Consider the following 18467-nt stretch of genomic DNA (forward strand, 5'->3'; position numbering starts at 1 on the left):
ACCGGCGGGCAGAGGGGCGAAGAGAGCGGATGATCGACACGTACGCGGACCCGGGGACACCGGACCGCCGGGGCGGCTGGCGGTTCCTGTGGTGGCTGGTCGCCCGGCAGGCGGGCCGGTCGGTCACCGGCGCGGTGGTCGCCAGCGTGTGGATGGGGCTCACGGCGCTGACGCCGTATCTGCTGTCCCGGGCGATCGACGACGGTCTGGAGCCGGGCGACGGGGTGGCGCTGACCGGCTGGACGGCCGCCGTGCTGGGCGCCGGGGTGATCAACGCCGGTCTGGGTGTCGTACGGCACCGCACGATGACCCAGGTCCGGATGGACGCCAACTTCCGTACGGTCAAGCTCGTCGTCGAGCACGCGGCCCGGCTCGGCGCCGCACTCTCGCGGCAGATCGGCACGGGCGAGATCATCACGGTCGGCGTCCGCGACGTGGACACGATCAGCAGGTCGCTGACCGTCGTCGGGCCCGGTCTGGCCGCGGTCGTCACCTACGCCGTGGTGGCCGCTCTGCTGCTGCCGGTCTCGGTGCAGCTGTCCGCGGTGATCCTGCTCGGGGTGCCGCTGATGGCCGTCCTCGTCGGGCCGTTGATGAGCCGGCTCCAGGGGACCGAGACGGGGTACCGGGAACGGCAGTCCGTACTGACGGCACGCATCGGCGATCTCGCGGGCGGTCTGCGCGTCCTGAACGGGCTGGGTGGCAAAGGGCTGTTCGCGGACGCGTTCCGCCGTGACTCGCGGAAGCTGCGGGAACAGGGGTACCGGGTCGGCTCGGTGACCAGTTGGATCCAGGCGCTGGGCATGGGGCTGCCGTCCGTCTTCCTGGCCGCGGTGACCTGGATCGCGGCCCGGCTGGCCGCTCAAGGAGCGATCAGCATCGGCGAGTTGGTGTCCGTGTACGGGTATGTCGCGGTCCTCGTCCTGCCGGTGTACTTCTTCATCGACTGCGCCTACGAACTCTCCCGGGCCGTGGTCGCCGCCCGGCGCGTCGTACGGTTCCTGTCCCTGGAGCCCCTCGCCTCTCCCCCCGACGCGCTGGACGCTCCGGGGTCCCCGGCCGTGCTGCACGATCCGGAGTCCGGGGTCCGGGTGGTCCCGGGGAGGCTGACCGCGCTGGCCGGGGCCCGCCCCGCGGAGTCCGAGGCCGTGGTCGACCGGCTCGGCCGGTACGCCGTCTCGGACGTGACCTGGGGCGACGTACGGCTCGACGAGGTCGCCCTGCCCCAGGTGCGCGAACGGATCCTGGTCGCCGACCACGAGGCCGACCTGTTCGCGGGCACCCTGCGCGAACTGGTCCGAGGACGCCGGGACCCCGACGAGGAGGGCATCGCCCAGGCCGTGCGCGCGGCCGTCGCCGACGACATCGTGCTCGGCCTGCCGGGCGGTCTCGACTCGGCCGTCGACGCGCAGGGCCGGAGCCTGTCCGGCGGACAGCGGCAGCGGGTGCGGCTGGTGCGCGCGCTCCTCGCCGACCCGGAGGTGCTGCTCGCCGTCGAACCGACCTCGGCGCTGGACGCCCACACCGAGGCGGCGGTCGCGGCCCGGCTGCGCGCCGCGCGCTCGGGCCGTACGACCGTCGTGACCAGCACGTCGCCGCTCGTGCTGGACCGCGCGGACACCGTCTGCTTCCTGGTCGACGGCAAGACCGCGGCCACCGGCACCCACCGCGAACTCCTGAGATCGGAACCGGGATACCGGGCTCTGGTGGCCCGCGACATGGAACCCGACGGGGCTACGGAGACGGGCGGGGAACGGGACGCGGGCCCGGTGGCGGGCGTGGACGAGGAGGTCGTGCTGTGAGTGTCCATCTGCCGGTCGCGGGGCGCGCCGACGTGCGGCGGGCGGCGGTGCGGCTGATCCGGGCGGACGGGCGGGTGTTCGCCGCCGTGCTCGGTCTCAACGCGCTGGCCGCCGCGGCCGGTCTGGTCGGCCCCTGGCTGCTCGGACGGATGATCGACGACGTGCGGAGCGGCGGCGGCGTGGAGGTGGTGGACGGGCCGGCGCTCGTCATCCTCGTGTCCGCGCTGGCGCAGCTCCTGCTGGCGCGCTGGGCCCGGTTCGTGGGGTACCGCTTCGGGGAGAGGACCCTCGCGCGGGTACGGGAGGAGTTCGTGGAGCGGACGCTGACACTGCCCGCGTCGGTCGTGGAGCGGGCGGGCACCGGCGATCTGACGGCCCGTGGCACCGGCGACGTCACGGAGGTCGGCAACACACTGCGGGACACGGGACCGCAGCTTCTGATCTCCGGAGCGCAGGCGCTGTTCATCCTGGTCGCCGTCTTCGTCATCGACCCGCTGCTCGGCGCCTGCGGGGTGCTGGGCCTGGCGGGCATCGGGTTCGCGCTGCGCTGGTATCTGCGCCGGGCGCGCGCCGCTTACCTCGCTCAGGGCGCCGCCACCTCGGAGGTCGCCGAGATCCTCGCCTCCACCGCGTCCGGCGCCCGTGCGGTGGAGGCGTTCGGACTGCGCGAGCGCCGGATCCGGGCGAGCCGGGACGCGCTGGAGGTCTCCCGGCTGACGCGGATGGGGACGCTGTTCCTGCGCAGTGTGTTCTTCCCGGCCGTGGACATCTCGTACATCGTCCCGGTCGTCGCCGTACTCCTGGTGGGCGGCGCGCTGCACGCCCACGGCGCGCTGAGCCTCGGCACGGTGGTCGCCGCGGCGCTCTATCTGCACCGGCTCGCCGAACCGCTCGACCAGGTCCTGAACCAGGTCGAGCAACTGCAGAGCGGCGGAGCATCGTTCGCCCGGGTGGAGGGGCTGGCCCGCGCGCCGCGCGCCGCCCCGGCCGACTCACCGGTACCGGTGGACGACCGGATCGACGTCACCGGCGTGCGGTACGCCTACGACCGCGGCGGGGAGGTGCTGCGCGGGGTCGACCTGACGGTGCGTCCCGGGGAGCGACTGGCCGTCGTGGGTCCCTCCGGCGCCGGGAAGACCACGCTGAGCAGACTGCTGGCGGGCGTCGACGCGCCGGGCAGCGGGACGGTGACGGTCGGGCGGGTACCGGTCGTCGACCTCGACCCCGAGCAACTGCGCCGGCACGTCGTCCTCGTCACCCAGGAGCACCATGTGTTCCTCGGTACGGTCCGCGAGAACCTGCTCATCGCCGAACCGGCCGCCGGCGAGGCCGAGTTGTGGGCGGCGCTCGCCGCGGTCGGCGCCGAAGACTGGGCCGGGGAGCTCCCGGACGGTCTTGACACCGAGCTGGGTCCCGAGGCCCTGCGCGTCGACGGCTCACGGGCCCAGCAGCTGGCACTGGCCCGCGTGGTGCTCGCCGACCCGCACACCCTGATCCTCGACGAGGCCACGGCGCTCCTCGACCCGACGACGGCCCGGCACACGGAGCGCGCGCTGGCCGCCGTCCTCGAGGGCCGGACCGTCATCGCGATCGCCCACCGGCTGCACACCGCCCACGACGCCGACCGGGTGGCGGTGATGGAGGACGGCCGGCTGACCGAACTGGGCACGCACGACGAACTGGTGGCGGCCGAGGGCCCGTACGCGGCGCTGTGGCACTCGTGGCACGGGGACCCGCGTCCCGCCGACGGCTGACCGGACCGCCGCGGCCCGGCGCGGCCCGGCGCGATCCGCCGGGGCCCGGCGCGATCCGCCGCGGCCACCTTGTCCGCAGCGGTCCGGCGCCGTCCGCCGCGGACAAGGTGGCGAGCGTCCTCCGGTTGCCCCCTAGGGCCTCTCCCCGATTCCCGTGAAGGCGCCGTCCGGCTAGCGTCGAACGCAGTGGCGCTTTTCGGCCGACCGATCAATGTCCGCACCTCACGGGTGCTTTACGGAGTTCCGATGAAAGCGATCGCCCAGGACCGGTACGGCTCTCCCGACGCACTGGAGCTGAGGGAGTTCGACACACCGGTGCCGACGGGAAACCAGGTGCTCGTACGGGTGAAGGCGGTCTCCCTCAACGCGTACGACTGGCATCTCATGCGCGGCGATCCGTATCTGGCGCGGCTGTCCTTCGGCGCCCGCCGGCCCCGGCAGCGGATCCGCGGGCGGGACTTCGCGGGGCTGGTCGAGGCGGTCGGCGGCGATGTGAAGCGGCTGCGTCCCGGGGACGAGGTGTTCGGTGAGGCCGACGGGGCGTTCGCCGAGTACGTGTGCGCCCCGGACGACGTGGTGGAGCGGAAGCCGGCGGGTCTGACCTTCGAGCAGGCCGCCGCGCTGCCGCTGGCGGGGAACACGGCCCTCATCGGGCTGCGCGACGTGGCACCGCTGCGGCCCGGACTGCGTGTGCTCGTCAACGGAGCTTCGGGGGGTGTCGGCACGTTCGCGGTACAGATCGCCAAGGCGTACGGCGCCGAGGTGACCGGCGTGTGCAGCGCGCGGAACGCGGACCTGGTGCGGTCCCTCGGCGCGGACCGCGTCATCGACTACGGCACGGTGGACTTCACCCGCGAGGGGCTGCGCTACGACGTCGTGCTCGACCTGGTGGGCAATCGCTCCCTGACCGCGTTCCGGCGCGCGCTGACGCCCAGGGGGACGCTCGTACTGTCCGGCGGCGGGGTGTCCGAGGGCGGCAGTGTCTTCGGGCCGATGGGGCTCATCCTGAGAGGACCGGTGCTGTCGCGCTTCGTCGGTCAGCGGATCCTCACCCTGACCGCGAGGCAGTGCGCGGAGAACCTCGCGACCCTGCGGGAACTCGTCGAATCCGGGAAGATCGCCCCGGTCGTCGACCGGACGTACGCGTCCCTGAGCGAGGTGCCGGAGGCGATCCGCTATCTGGAGGTGGAGCACGCCCGCGCGAAGGTCGTCGTCACCGTGTGAGCCGCGACGGCCCTCGGCTAGCCGGGACCGTCCCTCTCGCCGCTCTCCTAGCCGGGCCCCTCTCGCGGCTTCTCCCCGGCCTCCTCGCCGGGCCCCTCTCGCGGCCTCCCGCCGGCCTCCTCGCGTGCTCGGCGGCGCAGCTCGGCGAGGGCCCGCTCCAGTTCCTCGTCCGCCTGCCGTTGCAGGGCCTCGGGGTCGCGCCCCTGACCGGCCGGTGCCGCGGGCGGGGGTTCCGGGGCGGACGGCTCCCCGGCGATGAGACGGTCGTGGATCCATCGGCAGGCCTCGCCCTCGTCGGCGAACCGCTCGAAGACCTGGTGGGTCCCCCGCTCGTGGACGCCCACGGTCCAGTCCCCGTCGTGTCCTTGGAGGAAGTAGCGGTCGGCCGCGCGGTGGCCGCCGGGGCAGTCCACGATCTCGTAGGACGCGGCGGGAACCCCGGCCGCCGCGAGGGCCCGGCACAACGCGAACCGGTCCATGCCGTGAGCCTTCCGCCGGGGCGGAAGCCGGGCCCGGTCACAGCCGGGGCCGGCTTCCGCGCGGTGTCGCGCACCCCCGGGGGAGGGGGCGGGGTCAGTGGCCGATCCGCACCAGCGTGCCGTTGCTCACCAGGTCACCCACCGTGGTGCGGGGGATGTCCGGGCAGAACTTGCTCGACGTCACGTACTGGGTGCCGAGGCCAGGCTGCTCGAACCCGGGGGCGGTCTTGCCCGCGCAGACCGTCACGTCCTTGGCCAGCCGGTAGAGGTGGTAGTTGTACGGGTAGCGCGGGTCCATCGTGTTGAGGCTCGACGGCGGGATGGACCGCTTCCCGTACTTGGTGCCCGCGGGGGCGAGGAAGCGGCCCGACTCGCCGCCGACGCGGTCGAGCTTCAGTCCGGCGTGCAGCAGCAGAGGGGCGGCCAGCACCGTCTGGTTCTGGTGGGTGAAGCCGTCGTCCGGCGGGTAGCGCCAGTCGCCCTGGCCGGAGTCGAGGGCCGGGTCCCACCACTTGTCGAGGAATTTCACGGCGGTGAGACCGCCGAGCCGGTTGTACCCGTCGAGGATCCTCCCCACCGGACCCCGGGTCGGCAGCCGCCTCGGGCCCAGCCGCCAGTCACCGCAGAAGAAGAGGCGCTCCAGTCTCGGCGGGATGGGATCCGGCACGAGCCCCTCGCACACCCGCGCTTCTTCGTAAGGGCCGTGCTCGTCGCCCGGCTTCACGTGGCCGGGCGCCGGCTTCGGCACCGGGGTGGCGGACAGGGCGTGCGCGACGCCGTTCGTACGGCTGTCGTCCGGCTGCGCGGACGCGGCGGACGAGACGGAGGCGCCGAGCATGAGGGAGCCGGTCAGAGCTCCCAGAGCGGCCAGGCTCGCACACCAATGTGACCTTCTCACCAAACCTCCTGCGGGATTACGTGTCCGGATCGCACCGCCTCGCGCGGCTGAGCGGCTGAGGGCGACGGGAGCGGCCCGGAATGTCGGGGATCACTCAAACCGCAGGGGCCGGAGGCAGGCGAGCGGACGTGCCGGAACACGCCCGAAAGGGTCTGGGCTTCATTCCGTTGCTGCCGGCGGCCCGGTCATCTGGCGGTACGCACCGTCGGCCCGGCGCCCCGCCCCCGGTCGGCGCGAAGAGCGCGGCGTGCCGCTGCACGCCGAGACGAACACCCGAAGGACAGTCCGTATATCGAACATGACTAACCGGACAACGAACCGTTTCCGGCCATTTTGGTGACGCGGTCCTGACAGAAAGGGTTATCTCCTGCCACTCTTCCCACGGCTACTTCACAGCAACCTCACAGCTACGTCCGCTGTGTTGGGCCGTACGACCCCATGCACCTGGTTCCGCGTAACGCCCAGTTCTGCCCGGACGGGTCATCCATCGTCCGGTCTCCCCTGGCCGCGCGACCCGCGGCCATGCAGAAGGAGTCAGTGTTGAGCAGCAGTTCTCCCCACAGACGCACCTCCCACATCACCAAGCGCCGTGTCGCCGGTGTCGCCCTCGTCGGCGTCTCCGCCCTGCTGGCCGCGGCCGTCCAGTCGGGCGCCGCGAGCGCCGCCCCGGAACAGGCTCCCCGGGCGGGCAGGATCAACCCGGGCGCCGTCGCCATGAAGCTCACCGCCTCCCAGCGCGCCGAGCTGATACGCGACGCCGACGCGGCCAAGGCCACGACCGCCAGGGACCTGGGTCTCGGCGCCGGCGAGAGCCTCGTCGCCCGTGACGTCATCAAGGACCACGACGGCACCGTCCACACCCGCTACGAGCGGACGTACCGAGGACTGCCGGTCCTCGGCGGCGACCTGGTCGTCGACACCTCCAAGTCCGGGAGGACCGGGCACGTCTACAAGGCGACGAAGGCCTCCCTCAAGGTCGCCACGCTCAAGCCCGCGGTCGCCGCCGGCAGCGCGGAGAAGCAGGCCCTGTCCGCCGCCAGGGCCGCCGGCTCGAAGAGCACCGCCGCCGACCACGCGCCCCGCAAGGTGATCTGGGCGGGCAGCGGCCGGCCGGCCCTCGCCTACGAGACGGTCGTCGGCGGGCTCCAGGACGACGGCACCCCCAACCAGCTGCACGTCATCACCGACGCCGTCACCGGCAAGAAGCTCTACGAGTACCAGGGCATCGAGACCGGCGTCGGCAACACCCAGTACAGCGGCCAGGTGACCCTGACGACCACGCAGTCGGGCTCCAACTTCACGCTGAACGACAGTGCGCGCGGCGCCCACAAGACGTACAACCTGAACCACGGGACGTCGGGCACCGGCACGCTGTTCTCGCAGACCAGCGACACCTGGGGCAACGGCACCACGTCGAACGCCGCCACGGCCGGCGCCGACGCGCACTACGGCGCCGCGGTGACCTGGGACTTCTACAAGAACACCTTCGGGCGCAGCGGCATCAAGAACAACGGCGTGGGCGCCTACTCGCGTGTGCACTACGGCAACTCGTACGTGAACGCGTTCTGGGACGACAGCTGCTTCTGCATGACGTACGGCGACGGGTCCGGCAACAACGACCCGCTGACCGCGCTCGACGTGGCCGGCCACGAGATGAGCCACGGCGTCACCTCCAACACCGCGGGTCTCAACTACTCGGGCGAGTCCGGCGGTCTCAACGAGGCGACCTCCGACATCTTCGGCACCGGCGTGGAGTTCTACGCCAACAACTCGACCGACGTGGGCGACTACCTCATCGGCGAGAAGATCGACATCAACGGCGACGGCACACCGCTGCGTTACATGGACAAGCCGAGCAAGGACGGTGGCTCCGCGGACAGTTGGTACTCCGGAGTCGGCAACCTCGACGTGCACTACTCGTCGGGTGTCGCCAACCACTTCTTCTACCTGCTGAGCGAGGGCAGCGGCGCCAAGGTCATCAACGGCGTCAGCTACAACTCACCCACCTCCGACGGGCTTCCGGTCACCGGCATCGGCCGCGACAAGGCGCTGCAGATCTGGTACCGCGCGCTCACCACGAAGTTCACCTCGACCACCAACTACGCCTCGGCCCGCACCGGCACGCTCGCGGCGGCGGGTGAGCTGTACGGCACGACGAGCGCCGAGTACACGGCGGTGCAGAACGCCTGGGCGGCCGTGAACGTCGGTTCACGTCCGGGCGGTGGCGGCGGCGGAGGCACCTCGTTCGAGAACACGACCGACGTATCGATTCCGGACAACGGTCCGGCGGTCACCTCGTCGATCGCGGTCACCGGCCGAACGGGCAACGCCCCGTCGAACCTCGCGGTCGCCGTGGACATCGTGCACACCTGGCGCGGTGATCTGGTGATCGATCTGGTCGCCCCGGACGGCTCGACGTACCGCCTGAAGAACTTCAGCTCGTCCGACTCGGCGGACAACGTGAACACGACCTACACGGTCAACGCGTCCTCCGAAGTCGCCAACGGCACCTGGAAACTCAAGGTCCAGGACCAGGCGGCCCAGGACACCGGCTACATCAACAGCTGGAAGTTGACCTTCCCGTAAACCGCGGCGGAAGTCCGCGCGCGGACTGGGTGCCAGGGCGCCGTCCCGGAGTTTCGACTCCCCGGGACGGCGCCCTCCTTTGCCCCGAAGAGGGTTTGCGTTGACCCGTGCTTGGCGTCGGCCGGCCCGACGCCGAGGAACCCAACTGTTCACCTGATCGACGATTTTCGGCCAAGGTCCTTATGGCCTCCTGACATGTACGCGCCCGGGGTGGCACGCTTCCACCGCACGGCTCACCCGCACCGCAACTTCACAACCGTCCGTCCGGCCACCCCACGCCGTTCGGACGCCCCCACAAAAGGAGCTTGCGTGACCCCCCTCTACGCGCGTCACAAGCGCACCACTCTGGCCGTCGCCACCGCCGTCGCCGCCGGAGCCCTGCTCGCCACCGGTCTGACCACCGGTGCCGCCGCCCAGACCGCGGCACTCCCCGCCGGCAAAACCACCCCCCTCGCCGGTTCGCAGGTCCTGCTCTCCAACTCCGCGCGCACCGCGCTCATCAAGAAGGCCGACGCCGCCACGGCGGAGACGGCCCGGCAGATAGGCCTCGGTGCCAAGGAGAAGCTGGTCGTCAAGGACGTCGTCAAGGACGCCGACGGCACCGTCCACACCCGTTACGCACGCACGTACAACGGACTTCCGGTCCTCGGCGGCGACCTCGTCGTCCACGAGTCCAAGGCCGGCAAGACCGAGGGCGTGACGAAGGCGACCAAGACGTCCATCAAGGTCGCCTCGCTCAAGCCGCTCGTCACGACCGCCAAGGCCGAGAAGCAGGCGCTGACCGTCGCCAAGGCCGCGGGCTCGGACAAGACCGCCGCCGACCAGGCCCCCCGCAAGGTGATCTGGGCCGCCACCGGCAAGCCGACCCTCGCCTACGAGACCGTCGTCGGCGGCCTCCAGGACGACGGCACCCCCAACGAACTTCACGTCATCACCGACGCGGCCACCGGCAAGAAGCTCTACGAGTACCAGGGCATCGAGACCGGTACCGGCAAGACCCTCTACTCGGGCACGGTCACCCTCAACACGACCCTGTCGGGCTCGACGTACAGCCTGACCGACAGCACCCGCGGCAGCCACAAGACGTACAACAAGTCGCACACCACGAGCTCCTCCGCGGGCACGCTGTTCACCGACGCGGACGACGTGTGGGGCACCGGCGCGGCCTCCAGCTCCACCACCGACCAGACCGCGGCCGCCGACGCCGCGTACGGCGCGCAGGAGACGTGGGACTTCTACAAGAACACCTTCGGCCGCAGCGGCATCAAGAACAACGGCGTCGGAGCGTACTCGCGCGTCCACTACGGCAGCTCGTACGAGAACGCGTTCTGGGACGACAGCTGCTTCTGCATGACGTACGGCGACGGCGCCAGCAACACGCACCCGCTGACCTCGCTGGACGTGGCCGGCCACGAGATGAGCCACGGCGTCACCGCCAACACCGCGGGCCTGAACTACTCGGGCGAGTCCGGCGGTCTCAACGAGGCGACCTCCGACATCTTCGGCACCGGTGTCGAGTTCTACGCGGGGAACTCCTCCGACGTGGGCGACTACCTCATCGGCGAGAAGATCAACCTCAACGGTGACGGCACCCCGCTGCGCTACATGGACCAGCCCAGCAAGGACGGCGGCTCCGCCAACTACTGGTCCTCCAGCGTCGGCAACCTGGACGTGCACTACTCGTCCGGCGTCGCGAACCACTTCTTCTACCTCCTCTCGGAGGGCAGTGGCGCGAAGACGATCAACGGCGTCAGCTACAACTCCCCGACCTACAACGGCTCGACGGTCACCGGCATCGGCCGGGCCGCGGCGCTGCAGATCTGGTACAAGGCGCTGACCACGTACTTCACGTCCACCACCAACTACAAGTCCGCCCGCACGGGCACCCTCTCGGCGGCGGCCGCGCTGTACGGCTCCGGCAGCACCCAGTACAACGCGGTGGCGGCGGCCTGGACCGCGGTCAACGTCAGCTAGTACTAGTACTAGTACGAACGTAATCGAACTGAGGCGGCACCCGGCACCGACCAGTGCCGGGTGCCGCCTTACGCTTGCCCCCATGCCCTACACGTACGAGGACGTGGGCGCGACCCGCGAGGACCGCTGCCCCCCGGGCTTCCACCGACTGCATGTCCGCTCCCGGATCGGCGAGGGCGAGGCCGTGTTCCGGCGCGCCTCCGAAGCCCTGATGACCTGGGAACTGCACCGCGCCATGGGAATCAACATGGTCTCCGACGCCGACAAGGCGGCGCCGGGGGTCGCCGTCACCGTCGGGATCGGCCCGATCAAGGCCCCCTGCCGCGTCGTCTGGACCGCCGAGGAATACCGGCGGACCGCCTGGGCGTACGGAACGCTTTCCGGCCATCCCGAGTGCGGCGAGGAAGCCTTCGTCGTCTCCCGTACCGGCGACGGCACCGTCTGGCTGACGATCACGGCCTTCAGCCGCGCGGCCAAGTGGTACGCCCGCGCGGGCGGTCCCGCGGTCCGGGGCCTCCAGCACGCCTACGCCCAGCGGTGCGGGAAGGTGATGCGACGGCTGTGCGCGGGGCTCGACAGCTGAACCCTCCCGCGAACGCCGGACCGAAGGGCCGGACGTGGCACGGGCCGAGGGCGTCCGCGCCGAGGGCGGGCCATGGCGCATGGCCCGCCCCTGGCGGTCGCGACCCGGCGCGTCACCGCATCAGCACGCCCGCCCCCTCCCCCAGCTCGTCCGAAGGCACCGCCACCAGCCCCAGTTCCGCGCCGGAGGCCAGCAGGCGGTGGGCCGGCAGGATGCGGACCGTGTAGCCGAAGGAACCCGTGCGGTCGAGGGACAGCGGGCCCTCGTACACCCAGCGGCCCTCCAGGTCGGAACCGCCGGTCGGCTTCAGCGGGACACAGACCGCGTCCGCGATGCGGTCGTCCGTGTCGACGCGGCCCGCGACCGCCTGGACCTCCACGTCGTCGGGGGCGAGGTCGGCGAGGCCGACGCGGACCCGCAGCGACAGGGTGGTGCCGAGTTCGGGGGTCGTGGTGGCCGAGGACGCCTCGACATGGTCGACGGTGATCCGCGGCCAGGCGGTCCGGACCCGCGCCTTCCAGGCGGCCAGTTCGCGGGCCGTCTCGGCGGTGAGGGAGCGGTGGGCCTGGGCCGCGGGTGCGTACAGGCGCTCCACGTACTCGCGCACCATCCGGCCCGCCAGGACCTTGGGGCCGAGGTGGGTCAGGGTCCGGCGGACCATCTCGATCCAGCGGTCGGGCAGATCCGCCTGGCCGCGCTCGTAGAAGCGGGGGGCCACCCGCTGTTCGAGCAGGTCGTACAGGGCCCCGGCCTCCAGCTCGTCCCGGCGGTCGTCGTCGGTCGCGGTGCCGTCCGCGGTCGGGATCGCCCAGCCGAAGTCGGGCTGGAACCACTCGTCCCACCAGCCGTCCAGGACGGAGAGGTTGAGGCAGCCGTTGAGCGCCGCCTTCATCCCGCTCGTACCGCACGCCTCCAGCGGGCGCAGCGGATTGTTGAGCCAGATGTCGCAGCCCGGGTAGAGCTTCTGGGCCATCGCCATGCCGTAGTCGGGCAGGAAGACGATCCGGTGGCGTACCCGGGGGTCGTCCGCGAACCGGACCAGCTCCTGGATCAGCCGCTTCCCGCCGTCGTCGGCGGGGTGCGCCTTGCCCGCCACGACGATCTGGACCGGCCGCTCGGCGTGCAGCAGCAGGTCCATGAGCCGGTCGCGGTCGCGCAGCATGAGGGTCAGCCGTTTGTACGAGGGGACCCGGCGCGCGAAGCCGATGGTGAGGACGTCCGGGTCAAGGACCCCGTCGATCCAGCCGAGTTCGGCCGTTCCGGCGCCGCGCTGGCGCCAGGACGCCCGGAGCCGGTCCCGTACCTCCAGCACCAGCTGTTCCCGCAGCACCCTGCGCAGGTCCCAGATCTCCTGGTCGGCGATCTCGGCCACCGTGTCCCAGCGGTCCGAGCCGCCGACGGTCAGCGCGTCCTCGGTGCGCTGCGCGCCGATCTGCCGGGCGCCGAGGCGGAAGACCTCGGGCGCCACCCAGGTCGGCGCGTGGACGCCGTTGGTGACCGAGGTGATCGGCACCTCCTCGGGGTCGAAGCCCGGCCAGAGCCCGGAGAACATCTCCCGGCTGACCTGGCCGTGCAGCAGCGAGACCCCGTTCGCCCGCTGGCCGAGACGCAGGCCCATCACGGCCATGTTGAAGAGGTTCGGCTCGCCGCCGGGATAGGTCTCCATGCCGAGGGCGAGGACGCGCTCCACGTCGATGCGCGGGAGTTCGGCGTCGGCGCCGAAGTGGCGGGCCACCACCTCCCGGTCGAAGCGGTCGATGCCGGCGGGCACCGGGGTGTGGGTGGTGAAGACCGTGCCGGCCCGCACCGCCTCCAGCGCCGGCGCGAAGTCCAGCCCCTCGTCGGCGAGTTCGGCGATCCGCTCCAGGCCGAGGAACCCGGCGTGCCCCTCGTTGGTGTGGAACACCTCGGGCTGCGGGTGCCCGGTCAGCCGGCAGTACGTCCGGACCGCCCGCACCCCTCCTATGCCGAGGAGCATCTCCTGCAGCAGACGGTGTTCGCTGCCGCCGCCGTACAGCCGGTCGGTGACCCCGCGTTCGCCGAGGTCGTTCTCCTCGACGTCGGAGTCGAGCATGAGGAGCGGGACCCGGCCGACCTGGGCGAGCCAGATCCGGGCGCGCAGGGCGCGGCCGCCGGGCAGCGCGAGGGAGACCAGGGCGGGTGTCCCGTCGTCCTCGCTCAGGGGCACCACGGGCAGTTCGTTCGGGTCGAGGACCGGATAGTGCTCCTGCTGCCAGCCCTCGCGGGACAGGGACTGACGGAAGTAGCCGTGCCGGTAGAGCAGACCCACACCGATGAGTGGGACACCGAGGTCACTGGCGGCCTTGAGATGGTCGCCCGCGAGGATGCCGAGGCCCCCGGAGTACTGCGGGAGCGCGGCGGTGATGCCGAACTCGGGCGAGAAATAGGCGATGGCGGCGGGCAGGTCGGAGGTCTGCGTCTGGTACCAGCGGTCGCCGGTCACGTACTCGCGCAGATCGGCGGAGACCGCGGCGAGACGGCGCAGGAAGCGGCTGTCCTCCGTGAGCTCCGCGAGCCGGCCGGCCGACACGCTGCCGAGCAGTCGTACGGGGTCGCCGCCGCACGCGGTCCAGCGCTCGGGGTCGACGGACTGGAAGAGGTCACGGGTCTCGGCATGCCAGGACCAGCGGAGGTTGCGGGCCAGGTCGCTGAGCGGGTGAAGGGCTTCGGGGAGAACGGGTCGGACGGTGAATCTGCGGATCGCCTTCACGAGTTCCACCTTCACACAGGACGTACGCGGCAGAGGGACGCACGGCGTTGTGCGGCCTTCGTCACCCACGACGTTAGCGGCGAGGATGCCTTCGCGACACGGCGCATCGCGGCACGGCCCCGGATGGGGCCAAGCGTGTGACGTCGGCGAGAAATCGACGCAACCTTCACGGACACCCCTTGGACGGTATGGCCGATTCCGCCCTCATGGGCGGCCTTGTGGTGCTTCGCACCGCACGAGAGGCTCACCGGGTGACGTACGGCCGGACCCCGCCCGCGGCGGCCGGCTCCGGCCTCGGTACGTCGAGTTGAGGAGGGGAACTCAAGTCATGGCACGGACGAGGAAGTGGCGTCTGCGCTGGGCGGCGGGTCTCACCGCGGTCACGACGGCCGCGGTGCTTTCGGCCATCGCCCCACCCGCGCAGGCGGCCCCGGAGGGTCGGATACTCGGAGCGGGGGAGCCCGGCTCCGTCAGCGGGAGCTACATCGTGACGCTCAAAGGGGGTACGCGGGCTCCGTCGTCGGCCGGAACGGGCATTGCCGAGCAGTACGGGGCAAGAATCAGCCACACCTACGGTACGGCTCTGAACGGCTTCGCCGTGCGCGTCGACGAGAGACGGGCCCGGCGGCTCGCAGCGGACCCGCGCGTGGCCTCGGTCGTCCAGGACACCCGCGTGACGTTCGACCGCGTCCAGGGGAACCCGCCCTCGTGGGGCCTGGACCGGATCGACCAGCCGAGCCGGCCACTGGACAAGCGGTACACGGCACCCGGATCGGCGGGTTCGGGGGTCACCGTGTACGTCATCGACACCGGCATCCGCATCACGCACCGGGACTTCGGGGGCCGGGCGAGCTACGGCTGGGACTTCGTCGACAACGACGGGACGGCGCAGGACGGCAACGGCCACGGCACCCATGTCGCCGGAACCGTCGCCGGAACCGCGTACGGCGTCGCCAAGAAGGCCCGGGTCGTCGCCGTCCGCGTCCTCGACGACAAGGGGGCCGGTTCCACCGCCCAGGTCATCGCGGGCATCGACTGGGTCACCCGGCACGCGAGGAAGCCCGCCGTGGCCAATCTCAGCCTGGGCGGGTACGCCAACGCCCAGTTGGACGCGGCCGTCCGCAACTCCATCGCCTCCGGCGTGACCTACACGGTCGCGGCGGGCAACTCCGGGCGGCCGGCCTCGCTCTACTCCCCGGCCCGGGTGGCGCAGGCGCTCACCGTCGGCGCGAGCGACCGCAGCGACGCGCGGGCGAGCTTCTCGAACACCGGATCGTCGCTCGACCTCTTCGCGCCGGGGGTGGACATCACGTCGGATGCGTACACCGGCGATTCGGGCAGGGCGACGTACTCCGGTACGTCGATGGCGAGCCCGCACGCCGCCGGCGCGGCCGCGCTGTATCTGGCGGACCATCCGGGGGACGCACCGGCCCAGGTGGTGAAGTCGCTGGTCACGCGGGCGGTCTCGGGAAGGCTGTCGGGCGTCGGCCCGGGTTCACCGAACAAACTCCTGCAAGTCGGCCGGCCCTGGTAGGACGCTGGTACAACCAGGGTGATTCGGCCACACCGCACCGGCCTCGCCTGCCCGGGACGAGGCCGGTCTTGTGTGTAGACATACGCGTGAGTAGTTAACAAAGTGCCGGAATGCTCACCCGCATAGGGTGGGAAGGCTCCTCCGGTACACCCGCAGGCCCCACCTCCCCACACCCTCATCCGCCCACCCACGTTGACGCGGACAGGAGCGGTCATGCCCGCCACGCACCACACGTCGCCACCCCCGACGACCACCCCCGAGACACCCCGAACACGCAAGGCCGAAGCCGGTCCGCGTCCCCCTGAGAAACCGTCGGCCGCCCCCGGCGGCAGCAGCCCGGCCACCCCCGGCCCGGCCGACTCCACCACACGCTCCACGACCGCCGGCTCCGCCGCCCCGGGCACCGACACCCCCGTCGCCGGTACGTCCGCCACCGATACGCCCGTCACCGGTAAGCCTGCCTCCGGTGCTTCCGGTGCCTCCGTCGCGGTCACGTCCGCCCCGGGCACCTCCGCTCCCGTCACGTCCGCTCCCGTCGCCTCCGCGCCGGACGCGTCCGCTCCCCGCGGCACCGCGTCCAAGTCCAAGCCGGCCGGGTCCCGGCCCAGCGGGGCCAAGCCCGCGGCCAAGACGGCCAAGTCCGCCGCCAAGACGGGCAAGGCCGCTCCGAAGGCGGCCAAGGCCACGCCCAGCACCGGCAAAGCCGCCGCCAGGGCGGCCAAGGCCGCCGTGCCCGCCACCCGCACCCCCGAAGCCCCCTTCGCCCCCGCCGCCGTTCCGGCGACGGCCGTCGGGCGCATCCCCGTCCTCGACGTCCGCCCTGTCGTACAGCACGGGCGTCGTCCCGCGAAGGCGGTGGTGGGCGAGGAGTTCGAGGTCTCGGCCACGGTCTTCCGCGAGGGCCATGACGCGGTCGCCGCGAACGTCGTGCTGCGCGACCCGGACGGCCGCCCCGGCCCCTGGACGCCGATGCGCGAGCTGGCCCCCGGCACCGACCGCTGGGGCGCCGGGGTGAGCGCCGGCTCGGAGGGCCGCTGGACGTACACAGTGGAGGCGTGGGGGGATCCGATCACCACCTGGCGGCATCACGCGGGGATCAAGATCCCGGCCGGGATGGACACGGAACTGGTGCTGGAGGAGGGCGCCCTGCTGTACGAGCGGGCGGTCGCCGCCCTGCCGAAGGGTCCCAAGGGCAAGCGGGGCAGGGACACGGTCCTCGGGGCCGTCGACGCGCTGCGCGACACCGGCCGTCCCGTCGCCTCCCGCCTGGCCGCCGCCCTCACCCCCGAGGTGGACGAGGTGCTGGCCCGGCATCCGCTGCGCGACCTGGTGACGTCCTCCGAGCCCCTGCCGTTGCTGGTGGAGCGGGAGCGGGCGCTGTTCGGTTCCTGGTACGAGTTCTTCCCGCGCTCGGAGAGCGGTCGGTCCGGTCGGAGCGGTCCTGCGGTGCACGGCACGTTCCGCACCGCCGCCGAACGTCTGCCCGCGATCGCGGAGATGGGCTTCGACGTCGTCTACCTCCCGCCGATCCACCCCATCGGCACGACCTTCCGCAAGGGCCCCGACAACACCCTGTCCGCCCGCCCCGAGGACGTCGGCGTGCCCTGGGCGATCGGCTCCCCCGAGGGCGGACACGACGCGGTCCACCCCGACCTGGGCACGATCGACGACTTCGACGCGTTCGTGCGCCGGGCCGCATCCCTGGACCTGGAGATCGCACTCGACTTCGCGCTCCAGTGCTCCCCCGACCACCCCTGGGTGGAGAAGCACCCGGAGTGGTTCCACCACCGCCCCGACGGCACGATCGCCTACGCGGAGAACCCGCCGAAGAAGTACCAGGACATCTACCCGATCGCCTTCGACCAGGACATGCCCGGCCTGGTCCGCGAGACCGTCCGGGTGCTCCGCTTCTGGATGGAGCACGGCGTACGGATCTTCCGCGTCGACAACCCGCACACCAAGCCGGTGGTCTTCTGGGAACAGGTGATCGCGGACATCAACGGCACCGACCCCGACGTCATCTTCCTGGCCGAGGCGTTCACCCGGCCCGCGATGATGCAGACGCTGGCCGCGGTCGGCTTCCAGCAGTCGTACACCTACTTCACCTGGCGCAACACCAAGCAGGAGCTGACGGAGTACCTCACCGAGCTGTCCGGTGACTCGGCCGCCTGCATGCGGCCCAACTTCTTCGTCAACACCCCCGACATCCTGCACGAGTTCCTCCAGCAGGGCGGCCGGCCCGCCTTCGAGCTGCGTGCCGTCCTCGCCGCCACCCTGTCCCCCACCTGGGGCATCTACAGCGGTTTCGAACTCTGCGAGAACGTCCCGCTGCGCGAGGGCAGCGAGGAGTATCTCCACTCCGAGAAGTACCAACTCCGCCCACGGGACTGGGAGTCGGCGGAGCGGGACGGCCGGAGCATCGCGCCGCTGGTGAGCGAGCTCAACGCGATCAGGCGACGCAGTCCCGCGCTGCGCCGGCTGCGTGATCTGCACTTCCACCACGCCGACCAGGAGGCGGTGATCGCCTACTCCAAGTCCGTCACGGACGCGCGTGGTTCGAACACGGTTGTGGTGGTGGTCAACCTCGACCCCCACCACACCCAGGAGGCCACGGTCTCGTTGGACATGCCGCAACTCGGCCTGGAATGGCACGAGTCCGTACCGGTGCGCGACGAGCTCACCGGCGAGACCTACACCTGGGGCAGGACCAACTATGTGCGCCTGGAGCCGGGATCCCGGCCCGCGCACATCCTCACCGTCCTGCGACCGTCCTCACCGCAGATCGGAGGGTCACCCACCACATGATCGTCAATGAGCCCGTCCCGGACACGTTCGAGGACACCCCGGCCAAGGACCGCGATCCCGAGTGGTTCAAACGAGCCGTCTTCTACGAGGTCCTGGT

The 18467-nt window shown here is 71.6% G+C and carries 11 protein-coding genes; 8 read left to right on the forward strand and 3 right to left on the reverse strand.

What is annotated here, in order from left to right:
• The first annotated feature begins 29 nt into the window (after positions 1 to 29).
• From ACIQRL_RS30400 to ACIQRL_RS30410, 3 genes are all read left to right on the forward strand, one after another.
• The gene (locus ACIQRL_RS30400) at positions 30 to 1802 is read left to right on the forward strand and encodes an ABC transporter transmembrane domain-containing protein (protein WP_401337484.1); all 1773 of its coding nucleotides are present in this window, start codon (positions 30 to 32) and stop codon (positions 1800 to 1802) included.
• The gene (locus ACIQRL_RS30405) at positions 1799 to 3556 is read left to right on the forward strand and encodes an ABC transporter ATP-binding protein (RefSeq protein ID WP_401337486.1); all 1758 of its coding nucleotides are present in this window, start codon (positions 1799 to 1801) and stop codon (positions 3554 to 3556) included. The genes ACIQRL_RS30400 and ACIQRL_RS30405 overlap by 4 nt, the downstream gene beginning before the upstream one ends.
• A gap of 246 nt (positions 3557 to 3802) precedes the next feature.
• Entirely contained in the window at positions 3803 to 4780 is a 978-nt protein-coding gene (locus ACIQRL_RS30410) for an NAD(P)-dependent alcohol dehydrogenase (protein WP_401337488.1), read from the forward strand.
• Between the two features lie 47 nt (positions 4781 to 4827).
• On the opposite strand, the gene ACIQRL_RS30415 is transcribed toward ACIQRL_RS30410, so the two are convergent.
• Together ACIQRL_RS30415 and ACIQRL_RS30420 are read right to left on the reverse strand one after the other, a co-directional pair.
• The gene (locus ACIQRL_RS30415) at positions 4828 to 5259 is read right to left on the reverse strand and encodes a hypothetical protein (protein WP_401337490.1); all 432 of its coding nucleotides are present in this window, start codon (positions 5257 to 5259) and stop codon (positions 4828 to 4830) included.
• A 94-nt stretch (positions 5260 to 5353) separates the two neighbouring features.
• Positions 5354 to 6157, reverse strand: a complete 804-nt coding sequence (locus ACIQRL_RS30420; protein WP_401337491.1) for a TNT domain-containing protein — start codon at positions 6155 to 6157, stop codon at positions 5354 to 5356.
• A 540-nt stretch (positions 6158 to 6697) separates the two neighbouring features.
• On the opposite strand from ACIQRL_RS30420, the gene ACIQRL_RS30425 reads away from it, so the two are divergent.
• The 3 genes from ACIQRL_RS30425 to ACIQRL_RS30435 all read left to right on the forward strand — a co-directional run bounded on the left by ACIQRL_RS30425 (position 6698) and on the right by ACIQRL_RS30435 (position 11300).
• Positions 6698 to 8743 (forward strand): M4 family metallopeptidase, encoded by a 2046-nt coding sequence (locus ACIQRL_RS30425; RefSeq protein WP_401337493.1) that lies wholly within the window; start codon positions 6698 to 6700, stop codon positions 8741 to 8743.
• Positions 8744 to 9052: 309 nt separating this feature from the next.
• The gene (locus ACIQRL_RS30430) at positions 9053 to 10717 is read left to right on the forward strand and encodes a M4 family metallopeptidase (RefSeq protein ID WP_401337495.1); all 1665 of its coding nucleotides are present in this window, start codon (positions 9053 to 9055) and stop codon (positions 10715 to 10717) included.
• Between the two features lie 82 nt (positions 10718 to 10799).
• Positions 10800 to 11300 (forward strand): DUF1990 family protein, encoded by a 501-nt coding sequence (locus ACIQRL_RS30435; protein WP_401337497.1) that lies wholly within the window; start codon positions 10800 to 10802, stop codon positions 11298 to 11300.
• 112 nt (positions 11301 to 11412) lie between these two features.
• On the opposite strand, the gene ACIQRL_RS30440 is transcribed toward ACIQRL_RS30435, so the two are convergent.
• Complete coding sequence (locus ACIQRL_RS30440; protein WP_401337528.1) at positions 11413 to 14031, reverse strand: glycosyltransferase family 1 protein; 2619 nt, start codon at positions 14029 to 14031, stop codon at positions 11413 to 11415.
• A 328-nt stretch (positions 14032 to 14359) separates the two neighbouring features.
• On the opposite strand from ACIQRL_RS30440, the gene ACIQRL_RS30445 reads away from it, so the two are divergent.
• Together ACIQRL_RS30445 and ACIQRL_RS30450 are read left to right on the forward strand one after the other, a co-directional pair.
• Entirely contained in the window at positions 14360 to 15565 is a 1206-nt protein-coding gene (locus tag ACIQRL_RS30445) for a S8 family peptidase (protein ID WP_401337498.1), read from the forward strand.
• A 213-nt stretch (positions 15566 to 15778) separates the two neighbouring features.
• A complete protein-coding gene (locus ACIQRL_RS30450) occupies positions 15779 to 18370 on the forward strand; it encodes a maltotransferase domain-containing protein (protein ID WP_401337500.1) in 2592 nt (863 codons plus the stop codon).
• Positions 18371 to 18467 lie beyond the last annotated feature (97 nt).

The organism is Streptomyces sp. NPDC091209 (genome assembly GCF_044757755.1).
Taxonomy (GTDB): domain Bacteria; phylum Actinomycetota; class Actinomycetes; order Streptomycetales; family Streptomycetaceae; genus Streptomyces.

Bases quoted from the DNA above. Each gene is read 5' to 3' on its own strand.
- ACIQRL_RS30400 (WP_401337484.1), top strand. From the start codon at position 30: ATGATCGACACGTACGCGGACCCGGGGACACCGGACCGCCGGGGCGGC.
- ACIQRL_RS30410 (WP_401337488.1), top strand. From the start codon at position 3,803: ATGAAAGCGATCGCCCAGGACCGGTACGGCTCTCCCGACGCACTGGAG.
- ACIQRL_RS30415 (WP_401337490.1), bottom strand. From the start codon at position 5,259: ATGGACCGGTTCGCGTTGTGCCGGGCCCTCGCGGCGGCCGGGGTTCCC.
- ACIQRL_RS30435 (WP_401337497.1), top strand. From the start codon at position 10,800: ATGCCCTACACGTACGAGGACGTGGGCGCGACCCGCGAGGACCGCTGC.
- ACIQRL_RS30445 (WP_401337498.1), top strand. From the start codon at position 14,360: ATGGCACGGACGAGGAAGTGGCGTCTGCGCTGGGCGGCGGGTCTCACC.
- ACIQRL_RS30450 (WP_401337500.1), top strand. From the start codon at position 15,779: ATGCCCGCCACGCACCACACGTCGCCACCCCCGACGACCACCCCCGAG.